The sequence below is a fragment of the Microbacterium trichothecenolyticum genome, from assembly GCF_000956465.1.
Taxonomy (GTDB): domain Bacteria; phylum Actinomycetota; class Actinomycetes; order Actinomycetales; family Microbacteriaceae; genus Microbacterium; species Microbacterium trichothecenolyticum.
Window position 1 is genome coordinate 223740 of sequence record NZ_JYJA01000036.1, and the last position, 21080, is coordinate 244819.

Annotated in this window: 17 protein-coding genes; all 17 read left to right on the plus strand. The window is 72.7% G+C overall.

The window, feature by feature from the left end:
• The first annotated feature begins 8 nt into the window (after positions 1-8).
• The 17 genes from RS82_RS12635 to RS82_RS12715 are packed head-to-tail and all read left to right on the plus strand — an operon-like array spanning position 9 to position 21074.
• Complete coding sequence (locus RS82_RS12635; RefSeq protein WP_052676824.1) at positions 9-749, plus strand: hypothetical protein; 741 nt, start codon at positions 9-11, stop codon at positions 747-749.
• Entirely contained in the window at positions 746-1393 is a 648-nt protein-coding gene (locus tag RS82_RS12640; RefSeq protein WP_045299939.1) for a hypothetical protein, read from the plus strand. Before RS82_RS12635 ends, RS82_RS12640 begins: the two co-directional genes overlap by 4 nt.
• Positions 1390-2715 (plus strand): Pvc16 family protein, encoded by a 1326-nt coding sequence (locus tag RS82_RS12645; RefSeq protein WP_045299941.1) that lies wholly within the window; start codon positions 1390-1392, stop codon positions 2713-2715. The genes RS82_RS12640 and RS82_RS12645 overlap by 4 nt, the downstream gene beginning before the upstream one ends.
• Positions 2712-4583: an ATP-binding protein gene (locus RS82_RS12650; protein WP_045299943.1), complete on the plus strand. Its 1872-nt coding sequence runs from the start codon at positions 2712-2714 to the stop codon at positions 4581-4583. The genes RS82_RS12645 and RS82_RS12650 overlap by 4 nt, the downstream gene beginning before the upstream one ends.
• Positions 4580-4840, plus strand: a complete 261-nt coding sequence (locus RS82_RS12655) for a hypothetical protein (RefSeq protein ID WP_045299944.1) — start codon at positions 4580-4582, stop codon at positions 4838-4840. Before RS82_RS12650 ends, RS82_RS12655 begins: the two co-directional genes overlap by 4 nt.
• Positions 4837-8088, plus strand: coding sequence for an eCIS core domain-containing protein (locus RS82_RS21675; RefSeq protein WP_084695626.1), 3252 nt, complete (start codon positions 4837-4839; stop codon positions 8086-8088). The genes RS82_RS12655 and RS82_RS21675 overlap by 4 nt, the downstream gene beginning before the upstream one ends.
• Positions 8085-8585 (plus strand): hypothetical protein, encoded by a 501-nt coding sequence (locus RS82_RS12665; protein ID WP_045299947.1) that lies wholly within the window; start codon positions 8085-8087, stop codon positions 8583-8585. The genes RS82_RS21675 and RS82_RS12665 overlap by 4 nt, the downstream gene beginning before the upstream one ends.
• Complete coding sequence (locus tag RS82_RS20750) at positions 8582-10264, plus strand: eCIS core domain-containing protein (protein ID WP_157005561.1); 1683 nt, start codon at positions 8582-8584, stop codon at positions 10262-10264. The genes RS82_RS12665 and RS82_RS20750 overlap by 4 nt, the downstream gene beginning before the upstream one ends.
• The gene (locus tag RS82_RS12675) at positions 10261-10905 is read left to right on the plus strand and encodes a CIS tube protein (RefSeq protein ID WP_045299949.1); all 645 of its coding nucleotides are present in this window, start codon (positions 10261-10263) and stop codon (positions 10903-10905) included. The genes RS82_RS20750 and RS82_RS12675 overlap by 4 nt, the downstream gene beginning before the upstream one ends.
• A 1-nt stretch (position 10906) precedes the next feature.
• Positions 10907-11281 carry a hypothetical protein gene (locus RS82_RS12680; RefSeq protein WP_045299951.1) on the plus strand — a complete coding sequence of 125 codons (375 nt, stop codon included), beginning with the start codon at positions 10907-10909 and terminating at the stop codon, positions 11279-11281.
• Entirely contained in the window at positions 11274-12413 is a 1140-nt protein-coding gene (locus RS82_RS12685) for a hypothetical protein (protein ID WP_045299953.1), read from the plus strand. The genes RS82_RS12680 and RS82_RS12685 overlap by 8 nt, the downstream gene beginning before the upstream one ends.
• The gene (locus RS82_RS12690) at positions 12410-12937 is read left to right on the plus strand and encodes a phage baseplate assembly protein V (protein WP_045299955.1); all 528 of its coding nucleotides are present in this window, start codon (positions 12410-12412) and stop codon (positions 12935-12937) included. Before RS82_RS12685 ends, RS82_RS12690 begins: the two co-directional genes overlap by 4 nt.
• Positions 12938-12945: 8 nt before the next feature.
• Positions 12946-13263, plus strand: a complete 318-nt coding sequence (locus RS82_RS12695) for a hypothetical protein (protein WP_045299957.1) — start codon at positions 12946-12948, stop codon at positions 13261-13263.
• On the plus strand, positions 13260-13634 hold the full coding sequence (locus RS82_RS12700; protein ID WP_045299959.1) for a GPW/gp25 family protein: 375 nt from the start codon (positions 13260-13262) through the stop codon (positions 13632-13634). The genes RS82_RS12695 and RS82_RS12700 overlap by 4 nt, the downstream gene beginning before the upstream one ends.
• Complete coding sequence (locus RS82_RS12705; RefSeq protein ID WP_045299961.1) at positions 13631-16354, plus strand: putative baseplate assembly protein; 2724 nt, start codon at positions 13631-13633, stop codon at positions 16352-16354. The genes RS82_RS12700 and RS82_RS12705 overlap by 4 nt, the downstream gene beginning before the upstream one ends.
• Positions 16351-18900 carry a baseplate J/gp47 family protein gene (locus RS82_RS12710; RefSeq protein ID WP_045299963.1) on the plus strand — a complete coding sequence of 850 codons (2550 nt, stop codon included), beginning with the start codon at positions 16351-16353 and terminating at the stop codon, positions 18898-18900. The genes RS82_RS12705 and RS82_RS12710 overlap by 4 nt, the downstream gene beginning before the upstream one ends.
• Entirely contained in the window at positions 18897-21074 is a 2178-nt protein-coding gene (locus tag RS82_RS12715; RefSeq protein WP_045299965.1) for a hypothetical protein, read from the plus strand. The genes RS82_RS12710 and RS82_RS12715 overlap by 4 nt, the downstream gene beginning before the upstream one ends.
• Positions 21075-21080 lie beyond the last annotated feature (6 nt).

Here is a 21080-nt window from a genome sequence, read left to right on the forward strand (position 1 = left end):
AGCCGACGGTGGCCGCCGCCGCAGCCTCTCCGGTGCGGGCCAAGACGATCCTCGACCTCGCCGACGCGGCGCAGGGCGAGGCGCCGATCGCGCGTGCGCTGCGGGTCGCGGCGGCAGCCGGCGAAGATGCGGCGGGTCTGCGCGATGCGCCGCTCGGGCACCTGCACGCCGCCACCCTCGGCTTCCACAGCGCGCTCGCCGGCCGGCGGCTCGAGGCCGTCGTCACGTGCCCGGCGTGCACATCGGCCGTCGAGTTCGCCCTCGATGCCGACTCCCTGCTCGGGCTGAGCGGCGCGGCGGCCTCGGGCGATCTGACCGTGCCCACGGAGGCCGGCGCCTGGCTGGTGCGCTGGCGGGTGCCGACGGCGGGCGATCTCGCGGAGGTCGCGGGGCGAACGGATGCTGCCGCCACCCTTCTCGCGCGGTGCTGCGATGTCACGGGCCCCGGTGGCGAGGACGCGACGCTCGCCCCGGCCGAGGTGGTCGAGCGCATCGAGGCCGCGCTCGCCGCCGCCGACCCGCTCGCCGAGGTCTCCGTCGGGCTCGAATGCCCGGAGTGCGGCGCGCTGTTCGACGCCGACGTCGACCCGATCGCCTTCGTGTGGCGTGAGGTCGAGTCGCGCGCCCGGAGGGTGCTGCGCGAGGTCGACGTGCTCGCGCGGGCCTACGGCTGGACCGAGGCCGAGGTGCTCGCGCTCCCGGAGCAGCGCCGCGCCGCCTACCTCGAGATCGTGCGGGAGGGAGCATGAGCGGCTACCTCGCACGTCTCGCCGCCCGCGCGGGTGGGGCTCCCGCCGCCGCGGGTCCGCGGCTGCCTTCTCGTTTCGAACCGAGCACCGGCGACGGATCGACGGATGCTGCGGCGCCCCCGGCGATCGGCACGGCCGCGGAAGCCCCCGCCCAGGCCGGCCTGCCGGGTCCGCCGAGGAGCACCGACGCCCGCGCACGGGTCGAGCCGGTCGCCCGGGCTCGCGACGAGGGCGATCGCGCGATCCCCGCGCCCTCTCACTCGGATGACCGCGGCCGGCCGGCGACGGGAATCGCACCGGAGGCCGGTACCGCGAAGCCCGCCCCGGAACGCTCGGCTGTTGGGGTCCACTCCGAGCGCAGCGACGCCCCGGCCGCGACGACTCCTCTCACCGCCACTGCCCGCGTCGAGGCCATGCCGGCTCGCCGCGCGGAACCTCCGATCGCCGCAACGCCGGCGGTGCGCGCGAGCGCGCGGGACGAGGCATCCGTCCCCGCTGCCGAGCCCGATGTCGTGCACGTCACCATCGGGCGCATCGAGGTGCGCGCCGGGGTGACGGCGCCCGCCACCGCTCCCCGCAGCGCGCGCCCGGCGCGCGACCCCGAGCGGACGCTGCACGACTACCTCTCGCGGAGGCCACGATGAGCGGCCCGCTCGCGATCGGGGGCGTCAGCGCGGTGCTGCGCAACCTGCTCGACAACGGCATCGTGCAGGCCGGGCCCGCCGTGGGCACGGTGAAGGTGACCGCGCTCGCGCCGGACGCGATCAAGCTCAACGAGCCCGACAGCGAGCCGAGCCTCAACCTCTTCCTGTACCGCGTGAGCCCCAACGCCGGATGGCGCAATGCGGGGCTTCCCGGGTTCGACTCCGCGGGCACGCGCACGGCGAACCCGCCGCTCGCGCTCGATCTGCACTATCTCCTCACCGCCTACGGGACAGCGGACTTCGAGGCCGAGATCCTGCTCGGGTACGCGATGTCGATCCTGCACGACCAGCCGGTCCTCGATCGGGCGTCGATCCGGACGGCACTGCAGGCCGGCGTGGTGAGCGGAAGCATCCTGCCGCCTGCCTACCAGGCGCTGGCGGCCGCGGACCTCGCCGATCAGGCGGCCGAGATCACGGTCACGACCGAGCCGATCGACTCCGAGGAGATGTCGCGGCTGTGGTCGGCCATCCAGGCGAACTACCGCCCGAGTGTGGGCTATCTCGTGACGGTGGTGCTGATCGAGGCGACCAAGCCGGTGCGCAGCGGGCTGCCGGTGCTCACGCGGGGCGATCCGGCGGCGAACAGCGGGCGGGAGCCCGGTGTCTTCGTGCACCCGGATCTGCTGCCACCCGTCCCCACGCTGTTCCGCGTGGTCCCGCCGGCGCCGCAGCCGGCCGCGGCACTCGGCGAGAGCGTGCGCGTCGAGGGGGCCCACCTCGACGGGACAGGCGTGGAGGTGCGCTTCTCGCATCCTGCGCTCGCCGCGCCGATCGTCGTGCCGATCGGCGTCAACACGCGCCGCGACGTCGTCGACGTGCCCCTCCCGGCGAGCCCCGGGGCGGACGCCGCATGGCCCGCGGGCGTGTGGACGGTGCGCGTCTCGCTGACACCGCCCACCGAGACGATCCCCCGCGAGACGAACACCGCGGCGATGCTCCTCGCCCCCGTCATCCGGTTCGGCGGCGCCACCGGCGCGGTCCGTGACGGCGGCACCGGTGACGTCACCGCGACGATCGAAGTCTCGCCCGAGGTCCGGCCCGGTCAGCGGGCGACCCTCACGCTCGGCGGCGCCGTGGCGCGGGCGCAGCCGCACGCAACGGTGACCGACACGCTGGTCTTCGCGTGCGGCGACGTCCCCGGCGGGCCGCAATGGGTGCGCCTCGCCGTCGACGGCGCCGAGAGCCGGCTCATCCTGTTGAGCCCGAAGATCCCGCCGGACCCGCCCGCGTTCGATCCGGTGCAGAGGATCACGGTCCCATGAGCACCACCGCCGCATTCGGCGAGCCGGACCCGCCGCGCGACGCACCGCGCGAGCGGCTCGTGTCGGAGCTCGCCCGCATCGCGGCGCTGCTGCGCGGCAATGACGCGCCCCGACCCAGGACCGACGACTCACCGCTTGCGGACCTCGGCCACCGGCTCGGGCTCTCCGCGTTCGAGTGCGACGTGCTCATGCTCGCCGCCGCCGTGGAACTGGACGCGCAGGTGGCGTCTGATGTGGCGGCGGCGCAGGGCGGGACGCCGTCGCCGACCTTCGGGCTCGCGCTCTCGGTGCTGCCCGCGGCGCACTGGGACGCGCTCTCGCCCGACCGGCCCCTGCGACGTCGGCGGCTGGTGAGGCTCGGGGCCGGCGACATCCTGGCGCTGCGTCCCCTCCGCATCGACGAAGCCGTGCTGCACCGCCTCACCGGCCTCGGGCCGGGCCGTCTCGACGGACTCGTCGCCGACCTGCTCGCGGGCGGCCTCACCGCGGCGCAGACCGCGCTGGCCGATGAGCTCGCCGCCGCGGTGCGCGCGGTCGACGGGCGGGTGCTCGTGCGGCTCGACGGCGCGGATGCCGACACGCGAGCGGGCGTCGTCGCCCGCCTGGCGGCGTCCCTCGGGGGCGGCGTGCTCTCCGTGCGGGATGCCGCGGCCGCCGAGCGCGACCCGGCCGACACCGCCGCCGTGCTCGACCGGGAGGCTGTCCTCGACGGGCGGCTCATCGCCACCGACGACGCGCGACTGCTCGCGCTGCTGGAGGCCGAGGTCGTCGTCACCGACGGCCCCGGAGACGTCGCCGGCAGGGTCACCCTCGCCCGCACCGTGCCCCTGCCCACCGCAAGCGAGGAGGCGGCGCTGTGGCGCGCAGCCCTGGAGGTCGACGCGACGAGGACCGCCGACGCGATCGTCGTCGCCGAACGTGAGCTGTCGCAGCACTTCCGCCTGCCCGCGGGGGTCGTCGCCGCGGTCGCCGCCGAGTGGCTCGGCCTCACCGACCGCGATGTCGCGACCCTGCGCCGCCTTGTTCGCGAGCGCTCCCGCACGGGCTTCGGTGCGCTCGCACAGCGCATCGAGCCGCGCGCGAGGTGGGAGGATCTCGTGCTGCCCGAGGGCCAGCGCGAACTGCTGCGCGAGATCGAGCGGCACGTGCGTCACCGCGCGACCGTGCTCGACGACTGGGGGTTCGCGAGCCGCTCGGACCGCGGACTGGGGGTGACCGCGCTCTTCGCGGGCGAGAGCGGCACCGGCAAGACGATGGCGGCCGAGGTGCTCGCCGCGTCCCTGGGCCTCGACCTCTACCGCATCGATCTCTCCGCGCTCGTGAGCAAGTACATCGGCGAGACCGAGAAGCATCTGTCGACCGTGTTCGACGCTGCCGAGGCATCGGGCGCCGTGCTGCTCTTCGACGAGGCGGATGCGCTGTTCGGCAAGCGCAGCGACGTCAAGGACAGCCACGATCGCTACGCGAACCTCGAGGTCGCGTACCTGCTGCAGCGTATGGAGTCCTATCGGGGCCTGGCGATCCTCACCACGAACCTGCGGGGCAACGTCGACCGGGCGTTCCTTCGCCGCATCCGGTTCGTCGTGCAATTCCCCTTCCCCGACGAGGCGTCGCGCGCCGAGATCTGGCGGCGCGTGTTCCCGGCCGCGACGCCGCTCGCGGACGTCGATCCTGCGGCGCTCGCCCGCATCCAGCTCAGCGGCGGCGCCATCCGGCAGATCGCCCTCTCGGCGGCCTTCGCCGCCGCCGGCGAGGGCGTCGCCGTCGGTGCCGAGCACCTGCTGCGCGCCGCCACGCGCGAGGCGGCGAAGTCCGAGCGCGCGCTCACCGCCACAGAGACCGGGGCGCTCCGAGGCGGTGCGAGATGACGCGCATCGACATCGACATCGAGCGCCTCGTGCTGCGGGGCGTTCCGGCCGAGCTCGCCGAGGGGATCGGGCCGCTCATCGCGGAGCGCCTGAGCGAGCTGGCGACCGCCGACCGGCGCGGCGACGAGCCGCCGCGCTGGGCCGCCGCGCCGCGCCGTGCGCGGCCGGTGACCGATCGCGAGGACCTCGCCGCCCAGGTGGCGCGCAGCACGTGGGCGACGGCCCGCGACCGGATCCGGGAAGGGGCGCCGCGATGAGCAGGACTCCCGCTCCCCCGGCGAAGGGCACGGATGCCGCACCCCCGCGGCGCGTGTCGCATCGCCACGACGCGACGGAGCGCCAGGCCGACCGGGCCGCGGACATCGTCGCTCGCGGCGGGAGCGTGACGGGCTGGTCGTTCGCGACCGTGCCGGCCGAGGCATCCGTCCATCGTGACGAGGACCAGCCCAAGAAGCTCGAGGACAAGCCGCGACCCCAGGCGGAGGCCTACAAGGAGGGCGCGGGCAAGGCGGTGGAGGCGGCCACCGAGACCGAGCTGCCCAGCGGCAAGAAGGTCCGCGAGGTCATCGAGGACAGCCCGCTGCTGTCGGCCGTCGCCGCGAGCGGCCTCGCGGTCTCTGGGAAGGATGTAACGCTGCCGCTCGGGTCGATTCCGAAGGTCAAGGACATCGTGCCGCCCGGTCTGAGCGTCGGTGTGAGGGCCGAGGGCGTCCCCGGGCTTCTCGCGGGCGATCCGCGCCCGGGCGGCCGCGGCGTGGGCTTCGGCGACGTCGGGCTCGGACTCACGCTCGGCTACACGGAGCAGTTGCCCAAGGGAGGCGGGAAGCGACAGAGCGCGGCCGACAGGAAGACGGCGGCGATCGCCGCCGACACCGCACGGCTGAGGAACGACCCGATCATCAAGAGCCTCCAGGCGCAACAGGACAAGAAGGTCAGCGACGCCGCGATCGCGTCCGTCGTGGCGCGGCAGAAGTTCGCCCCGGCCGGTCAGGTGCCAGGTCTCCCCTTCCCACTCGTGCCGCCGCTCGCCGCGCCGAAGTCCGAACAGCAGAAGAAGCCCGAGGACGCCGTCAAGGCGGAGGAGCAGAAGAAGCGCGAAGAGGTGCAGCGTGCCCCGGCGACGACGAGCGAGGCGGCGCCCACGGAGGATTTCGACACGACGGGAGTGGATGCCGCGACCCGAGGCGGCGGCCGGGCGCTGGATCCGAGCCTCAGGCATTCGATGGAGGCGCGCTTCGGCTACGACTTCTCGTCGGTGAGGCTGCACGACGACCCGCAGGCGGCGAGCGCAGCCGCCGGAGTCGACGCCACGGCGTTCACCGTCGGTGAGCACATCGTGTTCGGCTCGGGCCGCTTCGACCCGTCGAACCCGGCGGGTCGGCACCTCATCGCCCACGAGCTCGCCCACGTCGTCCAGCAGCGTGGGGGCGCCGCACCACGCTCCACCGGGGCACCGGCCCGCGTGCAGCGGCGGAGCTTCTGGGAGAAGCTTGCGGTCTTCTTCGGCGCCGAGGGCTCATGGAGCGACGCCGAGCTCCTGGCCTACGTGAAGGCGATCACGAAGGCCGGATCGCACGACGGCTCGTACGACGCCGACAACAAGGCCCGCGCGGTCGTGCGCAGATGGAAGGCCGGCAGCCCGGGATGGGAGCTCACGGGGAAGCAGATGGGCCTGCTCATCGACGAGATGATCGACGGACCCACACTCGACGACGACGAGGACGCCATCCTCGATCTCGTCGAGCTCGCCACGCCGGACGAACTGCTGGTGGTGTTCCGCGAACCGGCGAAGCGCTACGCGTCGCTCGAGGACAATCTCCATGGCGCCCAGCAGGATCGCCTCGACGATCTCGTCGCCCGGCGCTTCGCCGGAGGGGGCAAGGCTCTCTCCCGGGGAACCGTCGAAGTGGTCGGGCCCGAGATCCCCGCCGGGTCGCCGTCCTTCGCGTTCGACGGCGCCCGCTTCGACGCCCGGTTCGAGGAGGACTACTACGGCGACGACCCCGCTGCGGTCGTCGCCCGCCTCTCCCCCGCCGATCGCCGGAAGGCGCGGGACCATGTGCTGCACGCGACGCGCCCCCGATGGCAGGGCGAGTTCGAGGCGGTCACCCGGGAGCGCGTCGCGGCGACGGACGACGCCGAGCGCCGGCGGCTCGCGAAGAAGGAGCGGAAGCTGCGTCACAGAGTCCGCGCACTCGACCTGTTCATCGCCGACACGCTTCATCGCGACCTGCCCGCCTCCGCCGACGACGCCCTCGCCACCACCTCGCCGGTCTCCGGCGACAAGGCGAAGGCAGCGCGCGACGCGCTCACCCCGCCTCGCCCGGTGAAGCCGAAGCCGACGCCACCCACCACACCGCCGGACCCCGCGACACCGCCGACGGCCGCGTCGACCACGGCATCGGCGAAGCCGAAGAAGTCGGCCGCTGAACGCCGCAGGGAAGCAGCGGCGAAGCGCAAGGAGGAGGCCGCTCGCAGGAAGGCCGAAGCCGAGGCGAAGGCGAAGGAGGAAGCCGAGCGCAAGGCGATGTTCGCGCCCGGAGGCAAGTACCGCACGCTGGTCGCAGCGGCCCTGGCGGTGAAGATCGACAAGGCTTACGAGAGCGCCCGCGCGGCGGGCACCGCGTCCAAGCCCTCCGAGATAGAGCGCATGGCGAAGCCTGCGAAGGATGCGACCGACGGCGTCTTCGGCAACTTCTACAACCCGGGTGCGCGGCCCGAGTTGACCTTCGGCGGCGACGGCAAGCCGCAGACGCTGTTCTCCTGGCACCACCGGCAGACCACCGCCGTCAAGTCCGCCGATCCGGCCGACCGCGTCGCGTGGGCCCTGCAGCAGATCCGCTACTACTTCCGCTCGGACGCCGCGTTCGACGCCATCAACGCCGAGTGCGACGCGCGGCCAGAGACGATCGGCGACAAGCGCAACGACGAGGCGCAGGCACTGGAGGACGTAGCCCAGGCCGCCGTGGTCGACGGGGTGAGCGAGAAGTGGGAGGACGATCCCCAGACCACCGCCGACAAGCTCATCTACATCGACCGCAACTGGGGCGGAGCACAGGTCGGGGGGCAGATCTACGTGGACATGTTCCAGACCGGCGACGTCGACGAGGACCGCGCGGCACGGTGGGACATGTTCCAGACCCTCATCCACGAGTACGGCCACACCCTCGCACACGCGGACTACCGGCGGTACGCCGTGAGGCTGAAGGAGAAGTCGGAGCGGGAGTGGAACACCCTCATGGAGGGCGTCGACAGCCTGCTCACGGATGTCGTGTGGTCGAAGAGCGGTCGTCGGCTCCTGTCGCACCGGCCGACGCGCGAGTCGGTCGAGGGCAGATCCTGGGCCGCGCTGCCACCCATCACCGTGACCCCACCCGGCGCGTACACCTCGATCACCGAGGCGCAGCGCCTCGTCGACGTCGTGGGCGCCGACAACGTGTGGACGGCCTACTTCCTGGGCAAAGTCGACCGCATCGGCGGCACGGCGAGCGGGAGTCGGCCATGACGGATGCGCTCTCACGGCTCCTCGACGCCGCCGACGTGTCGGGGTGGACCGGCCTGCCCGCCGACGCCGCGGAGACGCTCGGCATCGTGGCCGGCACCGCATCGACGTTCGACGGGCTGCTGGGCGATCCGCCCGCGGTCACCTCGTGGGTCCCGCTCGCGACACGGTCGTTCAGCGACGGCTTGCGCGCGTGGGTCCGGGAGGGCCGCGTCGTCCTGGTCGAGGGCGTCATGCCCGTGGACGGTGACGGAGGCCTTCTCGCCATCCCCGAGCTCGGCGAACCCGACGCCGAGCTCGACCACGTGTTCGGGCCGCTGACGATCACCGGCGGCGAGCGCGTCTACGCCGCGCGCGGTCTCGCCGTCTGCGTCAATCCGAACAGCGGTGTGCTGCTCGCGGTGCGCGGATACGCGCCGACGACGCCCGAGGACTACCGCCGGCGTCTGAGGCCCGTTCCGGTGCCGGAGCTGCGTTTCGCGGGACGGGGTGCGCCGTGAGTCTCGCGCATGTCCACTCCGCTGCTCCCGCGTCCGATCGCCCGAGCGGGGTGCACGCGGTCGGGCATGCGGACGCGCCCGCCGAGCGCATGGCGGAGCGGTTCGCCGAGGCATCCGTCGCCGCTGCTCCGTCCCTCACCGGCTGGTCGTTCGCGGCGGTGCCCACGCACGGGTCGGCAGCATCGACAGAGCTCGACGTCCGGCTCGACGGCGAGGGGCGCGCCCTCGACTCGGCCGAGCGGCTGGCTGCGCCACCGGGCCTCGACGCGAGCGACGTCCGCGTGCATACGGATGCCGCGGCCGCCGACACCGCCGAGCGCGCGGGTGCGGAGGCGCTCACGGTCGGCCGTCGCATCGCGTTCGCGCCGGGGCGTGAGCAGCGCGGCACCGAGGAGGGCCGGCGCAGGCTCTCGCACGAGCTCGCTCACGTCGCGCAGCACCGGGTCAGCGGTCCTCCCATCGTGCGCCGTCAGCCGAAGGCTCCTGTCGCGCCGGCGACGACGCTCATGGCCCTCCCGGAGGCCGATCGCAAGCGCATTCAGATCACGGCGGACATGCCGGTGAGCATCCCGTCGCCCGACACGTCGTTCCAGGCGAACGCCACGCCGTACACGCCGCCCGCGAAGACGACGATCACGATCGACGGCTCGGCGAGCGCGGTGCCGGCGAAGGGCATGCAGAATCTCGTCGGGCAGCTGATGGATGCCACGCCCACAGTGCTGCCGGAGAACAGCACGATCACCCTCAGGCTCGACCTCGCCAAGCACGGCGGGATCGACGGGCTCTACCGCTTCACCCACACCGCGCCGCCGGCACCCGCCGGTGGGACGGCGACGACGAGGGTGCTCGTCGAACAGCTCGGCGCCGCGACCGCACCGCCCGGTCAGGCGGTCCCCGGACCGCCCGAACCCGGAAAGAAGCCGCCGCCCGACCCGATCGCCGGGAGGATCAAGACCGCCGGCATCACGCATTCCCTCACCGGCGGCCAGCTCGAAGCCCTGCGCGGCGCGGTGTCACGTGTCCCCGCGGCGCATCTCGCCCTCGTGCAGGGCATCACCGTTGTCGTCGGCGACCCGCCCGCGGGAGAGGACGGGGAGTACGACGCGGGAACGCATACCGTCACGATCCGCAAGACCGCCTTCGACGCGTCCGACGTGCGCTTCGCCGGCAAGGGCTCCGCTCTCTCTTACGCATCGCAGGTGATCCTCCACGAGATCGGGCATGCGATCGATGACCGCAACATGCGCAAGGCGATGGCGAAGTACACATCCGCCGGCGCGGCCCAGGCGGCCACGCTCGCGAAGCACGCCGACGCCGCCGGCAACTACCCTCTGGGCGGTCCGGCAGAGAAGGCGATCAAGGCTGCGGAGGGCGCGACCAAGACCGCGCGAGATGCCCTCGCCGCGACGACGACGGAGTCCGGGTCGACCGTCAGCTTCAGCGGCACCACCGCGAACGTCGACGAGGGCGGCGACGCCAAGGGCAAGCCGTTCCGCGAGGCGACGGAGAGGGACGGGGGCGCGGCGACCCAGTACGGCACCACCGCCTGGAAGGAGAGCTACGCCGAGGCGTATGCGCTGTACGTCTCGTCCCCCGAGCTGCTGCAGTCCCTGCGTCCGGCGACCTACGCGTACTTCGACAGCGCGCTCCCGAAAGACAAGGCGGCGAAGCGGCCATGACTTCACCCCGGCTCATCAAGGGCGGCCTCGTGCAGGTCGACGTCAAGAGCGGGCGGACGCTGCGCACGATCGCCCTGCAGTACAACCCCGACTCCCTCAGTCGCACGATGCAGGTGCAGGCGGCGGGCGAGTCGGGGGGCGACAGATCCCAAGCGCTGCGCATCATGGGCGCTGCGGCCGAGACCATCAAGGTCGAGGCCGAGATCGACGCGACCGATCGGCTCGAACACCCCGATCAGAACCGGACGGCGGCCGAGGTCGGCATCCATCCGCAGCTCGCTGCGCTCGAGCTGCTCGTGCAGCCCACGAGCGACGCGCTGCAGGGCAACGACTCGATCGCCCGTGGCGGCGCGCTCGAGGTGCTCGCGATCGAGACGCCCCTGCTGCTGTTCGTGTGGGGACCGAACCGCGTCGTGCCGGTGCGCATCACCGACCTCTCCATCACGGAAGACGCGTTCGACGCGCAGCTCAACCCGATCCGGGCGACGGTCTCGCTCGGCATGAGGGTACTCACCGTCGACGACCTCGGTTTCGAGCACCGCGGCGGTCAGCTGTTCATGGCGCACCTCCGCTCCCGCGAGGCGCTCGCCAAGCAGGCCGGCTCGGCGCCGCCGTCGGCGCTGGGCGTGAAGGAGCTCTGACATGGTGGATCCGCTGCAGCAGCTGCTCTCGGCCGGCGTCGTGCCGCAGAATCCGCTGCCGCCCACGAGCCGGTACGCCGGTGTCGGCACCGCCCAGCACGTGGCCGACGCGGAGCCCGGCGTCGAGCCCGTGCCCGTCGCATTCCTGCGGCGACGGCTGGTGCCGAAGCCGGAGCGCTTCAGCACCCTCTACGAGGTGCGGTGCGTCGAGGGCGACCGGCGCGACCTCCTCGCGGCCCGGCACTACGGCGACCCTGAACTGTGGTGGCGCCTCGCCGACGCCAACGGCGTGATCGACCCCGCCGGCATGGCCGGCCCTCCCGGGCGTGTCGTGCGCGTCACCCTGCCCGTCGACATGAGGGGGGCCGATGGCTGAGCTGTCGTCGCAGCCCGTGCGGCTGCACCTGTACGCGGGACCCGCGATCGCCGTGCCGGCTCCGCAGTCGCTCGTGGAGGCGCTGCGCGAGGTGACGATCGAGAACGGCTCGGGCGACACCCAGAGCGGGTTCGAGCTCGTCTTCGATGTGCCCAAGAAGTCGCCCCTCTCGACGCTGTTCCTCCTCACCGGGGGCGTCTCGATCCCGCTCCTGCGCATCGTCCTCGCCGTGACGATCGGCGGGTCGACGGAGGTCCTCGCCGACGGCGTGATGACCGACCACGAGTTCAAGACCGACGGGACGACCGCAACGCTGCACGTCAAGGGCAAGGACCTCACCGCCGTCATGGACATCTTCGAACTCGACGGCATCCCCTACCCCGCGATGCCCGTCGCGGTGCGCGCGCTCGCCGTGCTCGCGAAGTACGCGGCGCTCGGCGTCGCGCCCCTGGTCATCCCCGCGCTCGTCGAGGACCCGCCGATCCCTACCGAGAAGATCCCCCGCCACCAGGGCACGGACTACGCGTACCTCAGGAGCCTCGCGCACGAGGCGGGCTACGTCTTCTACATCGACCCCGGTCCAGTCCCGGGCCTGAGCAAGGCCTACTGGGGACCGGAGGTGCGTCTCGGCATCCCGCAGCGCGCGCTCGACGGCGGGCTCGACGGCCCGCACGACAACGTGACCGGGCTGAACTTCACGCTCAACAAGGAGGCGAAGGAGCTGCCGGTCGTGACGGTGCACGAGCCCTGGAGCAAGGCGCCGATCCCGATCCCCATCCCCGACATCAATCCGCTTCGACCCATGCTCGGCCTCGTGCCGCCGCTTCCGCCGAAGCTCACCTTCCTGCCCGGCACGGCGAAGCTCAGCGCCCCGGCGGCGATCATGAAGGGCATCGCGTACGCGGGGCAGCACGACGACATGGTCACCGGCACCGGTCAGCTCGATGTCGCCCGCTACGGCCGCGTGCTCAGATCGCGCGGGCTCGTGGGGGTGCGCGGCGCCGGCGACGCCTTCAACGGGCTCTACTACGTGAGCAGCGTCACCCACAAGATCGCGCGCGGCAGCTACACGCAGTCGTTCACCCTCGCCCGCAACGCCCTTCTGTCCACCGTCCCGGAGGTGCCCGTATGAGCGACACAGAGACCGCCGTCGCCACCAAGAAGCTCTTCGGCAAATACCGGGGGACGTGCGTCAACAACATCGACCCGATGCAGATGGGGCGCATCCAGGTGCTCGTCCCGTCGATCGGCATCCCGCCGAGCTCGTGGGCGATGCCGTGCCTGCCCGTCACCGGCACCCAGACCGGCGTCTTCACCGTCCCGGCCATCGGGGCGGGCGTCTGGGTGGAGTTCGAGGGCGGCGACCCCGACTACCCGGTCTGGGTCGGCGGCTTCTACTCCCCCGCCGATGTGCCGGCAGCCGCGCGCATCGTGCCGCCCGGGGTGTCGGGCCTCACCTTCCAGACGCTGCTGAGCAACTCGATCACCATCAGCGACACGCCGGGGCCCACCGGCGGCATCCTCATCAAGACCACGACCGGCGCGATGATCTCGGTCAGCGACGTCGGCATCACGATCAGCAACGGCAAGGGCGCCGTGATCTCGATGGTCGGTCCGACCGTCAGCATCAACGCGGGCGCCCTCACGGTGACGTAGGAGGAAGGATGCCGGGACCCGTGCTCACTCAGGCCTCTTCCGTGCTGTGCTCGCACGGCGGGGTGGCGACGGCGGTGTCGCCCTTCCCGCGGGTGCTGGTGGCGGGCGCGCCCGTCGTCACGCTCGCGACGCAGTACGCGATCGCGGGATGCTCCCTCTCGACGTCGTCGGGCCCGTTCGACGTCAGCGGGCAATGGGTCGCCGGAGCCGTCCGGGTGCTGGCGGGCGGAGTCCCCGTCGCCGTAGCGACCGGGTCGTCCCTCACCGTCGCGACCGGCGCGCCGCTGATCCCGGGCGCCGTGCAGCCGAGGGTGGTCGCGTCATGAGCGGTACCCTCGACTTCCCGTGGGCCGTGGACGGCACCGGGCGCACGGCGACCACCGGCCGCGACGAGCACGTGCGCGACCTGATCGAGCAGGTGCTGCTCACCTCCCCCGGCGAGCGCGTCATGCGGCCCGAGTTCGGAGCGGGGCTGCTCGCGCAGGTCTTCGCACCCGGCGGACCGGAAGCGGCCGCGGCATCCCAGTTCCTGATCCAGGCATCGCTTGAGCGCGAGCTCGCGAACGTCATCGCGATCGAGTCGGTCGAGGTCGAAGCTCGCGACGCAGCCCTCGTCGCGACGATCGCGTACGTCGTGCGGGCGACCGGATCGCACGAGGTGCAGACATTCCGCACCCCGCCGGGGGTGTCGCCATGACCTGTTACACGTGCGGCGATCAGCGCCGCCTCATGGCGGTGAAGCTCGCGGGGGTGCTCAACGGCATCGAGTTCCTCGAGGTGCGCGACCACGAGGAATCCGTGGCCGACCTGCGCCAGCGGACGCTCGTCGTCCGCCTGCTGCTGCCGGTGCCGGCGGGTCTCGACCGCACGTGGATCGCGCTCGAAGGCGGCGAGCGCATCCGCCCGGTCGCCGTGGAGTGGGCGAAGGCCGGCACGGACCTCACCGGCTCCGAGCTCGGCCTCATCGACGGGTACGACGACCCCGCGACGCTGCTCGTCGTGCGCACGGCACGGTGGGGCGACTTCTCCCTCTATACGCTCCGCCTGCGCACGCCCGGAACCACCGACCCGCCGACGGGCTTCGACCCGCTGCTGGCAGGTGTGCCCTTCTCGTTCAAGGTGGAGTGCCCGAGCGACCTCGACTGCCTCCAGCCGTGCACCTGCCCGGCTGGTGTGCACCACCCGCCGCCGATCGACTACCTCGCGAAGGACTACCAGGGCTTCCGCCGAGTCATGCTCGAGCGGATGGCGCTGCTCGCACCGGGATGGACGGAGAGGTCGTCTGCCGACATCGGCGTCATGCTCGTCGAGCTGCTCGCCTACGCCGCCGACGAGCTGTCGTATCGGCAGGACGCCGTGGCGACCGAGGCCTACCTCGGAACTGCCCGCAGCCGCATCTCACTTCGACGCCACGCGCGCCTCGTCGACTACCGCGTGCACGACGGCGCGAGCGCCCGGGTGTGGGCGCGGCTCCTCGTGGGCGAGGGCGCCGTCGACGTCCCTCTCGCGGCGGGCACGCGGCTGCTCACGCGCGTTCCCGGAGTCGACGACCAGCGGCTGGAGAAGGACACGCGCGACTACGAGCGGGTCATCGACGCGCAGCCTGTCGAGTTCCAGACCGTGCACGGCGCGCTGCTCGACCACGACCTCTCCGAGCTGCGCTTCTGGACCTGGGGGCGCCTCGACGAGACACTGAAGCCCGGGACGACATCGGCGACGCTGCGGGGCGATCACCCTGCGCTGCGCGCGGGCGAGGTGCTCGTGCTCGCCGAGACCGTCTCCCCCTCGACGCGCGTCGCGGCGGATGCCGACCCCCGTCGCCGTTTCGCCGTGCGACTGGTCGAGGTGCGGGCGTCGAAGGACCCCTCCGGCACCCTCTTCGACAGCGGCGAGGAGGACGTCACCGAGATCCGCTGGCACGAGGAGGATGCCCTTCCCGCCGCGCTGTGCATCGCCGTGGACGGGATCGAGACCGCGGTCGCGTGGGGCAACATCGTGCTCGCCGACCACGGGGCGACCGTCGCCGGCGAGAGCGGAGACGGCGAGCCGCTGGGGGCCGTGCCGCTCTCGCGACTCGTGCGGGTCGCCGCCGACTGCGACGACGAGGGCGGACGCATTCCCGCCCGGTACCACCCTTCGCTGATGCAGTCGCCGCTCACGCGCACCGTCGTCCACGATCGCGAGGTGCTCGCGACGGCCCCGTTCACCGCGGCTCTGGAGGCGGAGCTGCAGGGCAGCGCGTCGAAGGATGGGCTGCAGGCGCTCTTCGCCGCCGCGGGCATCGCGCAGATCGGCGACGAGGCCATCGTGCGGGGATCAGGGATGCTGCACTCCCTGAGCTTCGGCGGGCGCGCCTGGCTGCTGCGCGAGAACGTCACCGACGACACGCTCGAGGTGCTCGAGGAATGGGAGTCGGCCTCTGCGGTCCGCTCGGGCGATCTCCGGTCCGCGGCGCCGGCGGTGACGCTCACGGGCGAAGAGCCCGGCGGCGCCGGGCACGAGTGGCATCCGAGCCCCGATCTCATCGCGAGCGACGGCGAGCACCGCGCGTTCGTGGTCGAGCAGGAGCACGACGGGACGGTGCTGCTGAGGTTCGGCGACGACGAGCACGGCGCCCGGCCACCGGAGCGCACCGCGTTCCGCGCGACCTACCGCGTCGGCAACGGCGTCGCCGGCAACATCGGGCGCGAGAGCCTCGCCTACCTCGTCGGGGACGAGAACGACGTCGTCGGGGTCGTGAACCCGATGGCGGCGTTCGGCGGCGTGGACGCCGAGACCGGGGACGAGATCCGGCGCGACGCCCCGGCGACCCTGTCGATCCAGGAACGGGCGGTGACGACCTCGGACTACGCGGCCAAGGCGCAGCTGCATCCCGGAGTCGAGAAGGCTGAGGCGACATTCCGCTGGACCGGGTCGTGGCACACGGTGTTCGTCACGGCGGATCGCCGGGGCGGACGCGGGGTCGACGCCGGGTTCGAGGCGGCCTTGCGCGCGCAGCTCGAGCGCTACCGCATGGCGGGGTACGACCTCGAGGTCGACGGGCCGGCGTTCGTGCCGCTCGACGTCTCGCTGTTCGTGTGCGTCGAGCACGGCCACCACCGTTCCTCGGTCGCCCGCGAGCTGCGGTCGGCACTGTCGGACGCGGTACTGCCCGACGGGCGGTTGGGGTTGTTCCACCCCGACCGCTTCACGTTCGGCAGGCCCGTCTACCTCTCGACGATCCTCGCGGCCGCTCACGCGGTGCCGGGCGTCGAGTCCGTGGAGGTCCTGAGCTTCCAACGACAGCACGAGCCGTGGTCGAACGGCATCGATTCCGGCGTCCTGCCGATGGGGCGCCTCGAGATCGCGAGGCTCGACGACGATCCCGACTTCCCCGAGCGCGGGGTGCTCGCGCTGACCTACGGAGGCGGATCATGAGCGCCCACCGCTCGGCCTGCGGCTGCGCCGCGTGCCGTGCGGCTGCTGCACCGCCGCTGCCGGTCGCCAACCGTCCGGGCCTGCGTTCCATCCGGTACCGGTCGGGCACGCACGGCGACTTCCTCTCGGCCATGATCGCAGGGCTCTCCCGCGACACCAGTCCGCCGACACAGGCGATCCCTCCCGCCATCGACCCGCCCCAGCCGCACGAGGCGCGGCCGGCGCTGCGGGGGCTGCGCACACGCGACGCCGACGACGCGACCGTCGCGCTCCTCGACGCGTTCGCCGTGACCGCCGACATCCTCACGTTCTACACGGAGCGCCTCGCGAACGAGGCGTATCTCGGCACCGCGACCGAGCGCACGTCGCTGCAGGAGCTCGGCGCCCTCGTCGCGTATCGCCTCGGTCGCGGTGCGGCCGCCGAGGTCGCCCTCGCGTTCTCGCTCGAGAAGCCGCCGGCACCCCTGCCCGAGTCGATGAAGGATCCCGGGATCGCTCCGCCCGCCGTGCCCACCGCGCTCACGCTGCCCGTCGGGCTTCGGGTGCAGAGCGTGCCGGGGCCGGACGAAAGACCGCAGACGTTCGAGACCGTCGAGCAGATCGAGGCGCGCCCCGAGTGGAACGCCCTGCCCGTCGTGCCGACCCTCCCCTTCCCCCAGGTGGCCGCGCCGACAGAGGCGTGGTTCGAAGGCACCACCCTGGGGCTCGCGCGTGGCGACGCGCTCCTGTTCACGGGACCGGAGCTCGGCACCGAATGGGACCTTCGCAGCCTCGACTCCGTCGAGGTCATCGAGAAGGCCGGCGTGACGCACGTCACGTGGTCCGGCGGCGTCGCGTCCACCATGCCGCCGTCGATGCCGATCACCGACTTGCGGGTGTTCGTGTTCCGCCGCCGGTTCGCGGTCTTCGCCCACAACGCTCCCGTCTGGGTGCTCGCCGACCCCGAGGCCGACCCGCCGACGTACCTCAATCCCGACACCGACAGCGGTTTCCTCGCGACCACGTCCTCCGGCGACACGACCTCCACGTTCCTCGACGGCGCCCACCCGGAGATCCCGATCGGGTCGTGGCTCGTGCTCGACGCGGCGGCGACCAACGGCCGGTTCCGCGTCGCGAGCGTGCGGGAGGCCTCGCTCGCGATCTGGGGCGTCTCCGGCAGGACGACGGCACTCGGCCTGACAGGACCCGCTCTGGGCGTCGACCTCTCCCCGCGTGACGTGACGGTGCTCGCCGTCCCCGAGCCGCTCACGCTCGCCGGGGTTCCGGTCACCTCCGCGATCGCGGGCACGACGATCCTCGTCGACGGAGACGCGCACGAGATGGTCGCGGGACGCACCGTGATCCTGTCGGGGACGGATGCCGCGGGCACGACGGTCAGCGAGCCGGTCGTGGTCGCATCCGCCGAGCCCGTCCCCAGCGGCAGAACGCTTCTGACGCTCGCGTCCGCGCCGACGATCGCCCCCACCCGCTCATCCGCCGTCGTCTTCGGCAATGCCGCCCGCGCGACGCACGGCGAGACCGTGACGCAGCTTCTCGGCTCGGGCGACGCCCGCGTGCCGTTCGCCGCGTACCGCCTGCAGCAGTCCCCCCTCACCTTCGTCCGTGCCGAGACACCGCGGGGCACCGCGTCGACCCTCGAGGTGCGCGTCGACGACGTGCGCTGGACCGAGGTTGCGACGACGGCCACCGCCGGGGCGACCGATCGCGTGTACGAGACGCGGGACGACCCGGACGGCGGGATCAGCGTCGTGTTCGGCGACGGCGTCCACGGCGCGCGGCCATCGACGGGATCGACGAACGTGCGTGCCCGCCACCGCAAGGGCGTCGGCGCGGCGGGCAACGTCCGCAAGGACCAGCTGGGCATCGCCCTCGACCGACCGCTCGGCCTCAAGGGCGTGACGAACCCCGCACCCGCCGTCGGCGGCGTCGATCCCGAGACAGAGGCCGACGCACGGCGGGCCATCCCGATCCCCGTGCGCACCCTCGGCCGCACGGTGTCGCTCGTGGACTACGCCGACTTCTCGCTCGCATTCGCCGGCATCGGCAAGGCACGGGCGGACGTGCTGCCGGCGAATGTCGGACCACTCATCGTGGTGACGGTGACGGATGCTGCGGGCGCGGCGCCGCCCCTGCAGATCGTCGAGCGGCTCGAGCGCGAACTCCGGCGCTGGGGCGATCCGCTCGTGAGGGTCGCGGTCGTGCCCGTCCGGCTGGTGGACTTCCGGATCGCCCTCAAGGTCGACACCGACCCCGATCGTGAGCGCGGGAAGGTGCTCGTGTCGCTCGAGCGTGCTCTGCGCGACACTTTCGGCGCGGTCGCCCGGGAGCTGGGCGATCCGGTTCATGCCTCCGAGCTCGTCGCGGTCGCCGCATCCGTCGTCGGCGTGGTCGGGATCGATCTCGACCAGTTCCACCGCGGGACCGCACCGGGCCTCGCCAAGCGCCTGGTCGCGGCATCCGCTGCTCTCGCGGTGCCCAGTCCGCTCGGCGCCGAGCTGCTGGCGCTCTCGGCCGACCCCTTCCCGCCCCTCCAGGAGATGCCATGACCGAGCCCGAGGCCGCAACGGCCGCCGCGCACCTCTGGCAGCTTCTGCCGGCGGTCTATCGCCTCCGCGACGGCGAGGCGGGAGGCGTGCTCGCCGAGCTCCTCGATGTCTTCGGCGATCAGCTCGAGGTGCTCGCAGAGGAGCTGGCGCAGCTGTACGACGACCAGTTCGTCGAGACGGCCGCGCCGTGGGCGACGCCGTACGTCGGCGGCGTCGTCGGGTACCGGCCGATCCACGGCGTCGTGCCCGAGGTGGTCTCGCCGCGCGCCGAGGTCGCGAACACGGTCGCCTATCGCCGTCGCAAAGGGACCGCCGCGGTGATCGAGCAGCTCGCCCGCGATGTCACCGGGTGGCCGGCCCGCGTCTACGAGTCGTTCGAACGCGTCGCGACGACGCAGTACCTGAACCACACGCGTCCGCATGCGGCGGCGAGCGCGGGACTGCGGGAGCACGAAGCCCTCCACCACGTCATGCAGCAGGGAGCCGCGTTCGACGACCTCGCGCACACGGCGCACGCCCGTCCCCTTGCTTCGACCTGGCGGGAGCGGCGGGGTCGCTACGGCATCGTGAAGGTGCCGATCTTCCTCTGGCGCACGCAGCCGGTGCTCATCGAGCGCTCGCCCCTCGCACCCGACCCCTCCGCCGATGGCCGCAGGTTCCGGTTCGACCCGCTCGGCGCCGATGTGCGGCTGTTCAGCCAGCCACGGATCGAGACCGACATCGCGCACCTCGCGGAGCCGCCCGACGTGCCGCAGCCTCTCACCGTCCGGTGGGCGGCCGACCACGCACCCTCCGTCTACGGGCCGACGATGTCGCGGGCGCGCCGGTCGATCATTCTCGAACGGCAGACGGGTGGCGGCGAACCCGAGGCCATCCCGCTCGCGGTGATCCGATTCGCCGACCTCTCCGATGTGCCGGGCGGCGGCGGGGCATGGGCGCACGAGCCCGCGGCGGGCGACGTGCACATCGACCCCTCGCTCGGCCGCGTCTGGTTCGGAGAGCCGTTCGGCGCCGACGAACGGGTGCTCGCGACCTTCTCGATCGGCATGGCGGTGCCCGTCGGGGCGGGCAACCGACGCCGGGGCGACGACCCGCTCCCCTTCCCCCGCCGCACGGCCTCGGCGGGCGGATCCCTGCAGGCCGAACTCGATCTCTCGCAAGAGGCGGGCACGGTTCTCATCGTCGACTCCGACCGCTACCCGCAGAGTGTGACGATCACCTCGCTCACGCCTGACCCGACGGCCGGCGACGACACGGCGGTGTGCCTCGCCGCCGACGCCGGCGCGCGGCCCTTGCTGGAGCTCTCGTCGCCGCTGAGGCTCGACATGGCGGCGAAGAGCACGGTGGTGCTCGACGGCCTGCTCATCTCGGGTGCCCCCGTCGTGCTCGACGAGATCGACCCGCCCGATCGCGAGCCCCGCACCATCGTCATCCGCGACACGACGCTCGTTCCGGGCATCACCCGCACGACCACCGGGGCGCCGGCCTCGCCCACCCGGGCGAGCCTGATCGTGCTCGACCCGTTCGCCTGCGTGCGGATCGAACGCAGCGTCGTCGGTCCGATCATCGCGGTCGAGGGCGCGACGATCGAGATCGTCGACTCCATCGTGGACGCCTCGTCGCGGACCGGCGTTGCCGTCACCGGCCGCGACGGCACGTCGCCGCGCACGGTGTCGGCCGTCGCCGACTGGGAGACGGGCGACGGCACCGCGGCCGCCGGCGACCTCGACATCGTCGCGTCGACGATCGTCGGCAGCATCCGCTGCATCCGATTGGATGCCTCGAACTCACTGCTGCTCGCGGCCCTGGCCGAGGATGATCCTCGGCCGCGCCCCGTGCACGCCGAGCGGACGCAGCAAGGGTGTGTGCGGTACTCCTTCCTGCCGGACGGGTCTCGCACCGGCCGACGTTTCCACTGCGCACCCCGTCCCGACGACCCCCTCGCGGTGCAGCGGGCCTCACGCCCGCGCTTCGGCTCGATGCGCTACGGCGACCACGACTACCTGCGGCTCCACGAGGGAACGCCCGACCGCATCCGGCTCGGCGCCGACGACGAGGGCGAGATGGGTGTGACGCACCGCCTCTACGCGCCCCAGCGCGAGACGAACCTGCGCATCCGCCTCGACGAGTACCTGCGGTTCGGCCTCGCGGCCGACCGCATCTTCGCGACATGAACACGG

Excerpts from the sequence above, each read along its gene's own strand:
- RS82_RS12640 (WP_045299939.1), top strand. The coding sequence starts at position 746 with ATGAGCGGCTACCTCGCACGTCTCGCCGCCCGCGCGGGTGGGGCTCCC.
- RS82_RS12645 (WP_045299941.1), top strand. The coding sequence starts at position 1,390 with ATGAGCGGCCCGCTCGCGATCGGGGGCGTCAGCGCGGTGCTGCGCAAC.
- RS82_RS12650 (WP_045299943.1), top strand. The coding sequence starts at position 2,712 with ATGAGCACCACCGCCGCATTCGGCGAGCCGGACCCGCCGCGCGACGCA.
- RS82_RS12655 (WP_045299944.1), top strand. The coding sequence starts at position 4,580 with ATGACGCGCATCGACATCGACATCGAGCGCCTCGTGCTGCGGGGCGTT.
- RS82_RS21675 (WP_084695626.1), top strand. The coding sequence starts at position 4,837 with ATGAGCAGGACTCCCGCTCCCCCGGCGAAGGGCACGGATGCCGCACCC.
- RS82_RS12665 (WP_045299947.1), top strand. The coding sequence starts at position 8,085 with ATGACGGATGCGCTCTCACGGCTCCTCGACGCCGCCGACGTGTCGGGG.
- RS82_RS12675 (WP_045299949.1), top strand. The coding sequence starts at position 10,261 with ATGACTTCACCCCGGCTCATCAAGGGCGGCCTCGTGCAGGTCGACGTC.
- RS82_RS12680 (WP_045299951.1), top strand. The coding sequence starts at position 10,907 with ATGGTGGATCCGCTGCAGCAGCTGCTCTCGGCCGGCGTCGTGCCGCAG.
- RS82_RS12685 (WP_045299953.1), top strand. The coding sequence starts at position 11,274 with ATGGCTGAGCTGTCGTCGCAGCCCGTGCGGCTGCACCTGTACGCGGGA.
- RS82_RS12690 (WP_045299955.1), top strand. The coding sequence starts at position 12,410 with ATGAGCGACACAGAGACCGCCGTCGCCACCAAGAAGCTCTTCGGCAAA.
- RS82_RS12695 (WP_045299957.1), top strand. The coding sequence starts at position 12,946 with ATGCCGGGACCCGTGCTCACTCAGGCCTCTTCCGTGCTGTGCTCGCAC.
- RS82_RS12700 (WP_045299959.1), top strand. The coding sequence starts at position 13,260 with ATGAGCGGTACCCTCGACTTCCCGTGGGCCGTGGACGGCACCGGGCGC.
- RS82_RS12705 (WP_045299961.1), top strand. The coding sequence starts at position 13,631 with ATGACCTGTTACACGTGCGGCGATCAGCGCCGCCTCATGGCGGTGAAG.
- RS82_RS12710 (WP_045299963.1), top strand. The coding sequence starts at position 16,351 with ATGAGCGCCCACCGCTCGGCCTGCGGCTGCGCCGCGTGCCGTGCGGCT.
- RS82_RS12715 (WP_045299965.1), top strand. The coding sequence starts at position 18,897 with ATGACCGAGCCCGAGGCCGCAACGGCCGCCGCGCACCTCTGGCAGCTT.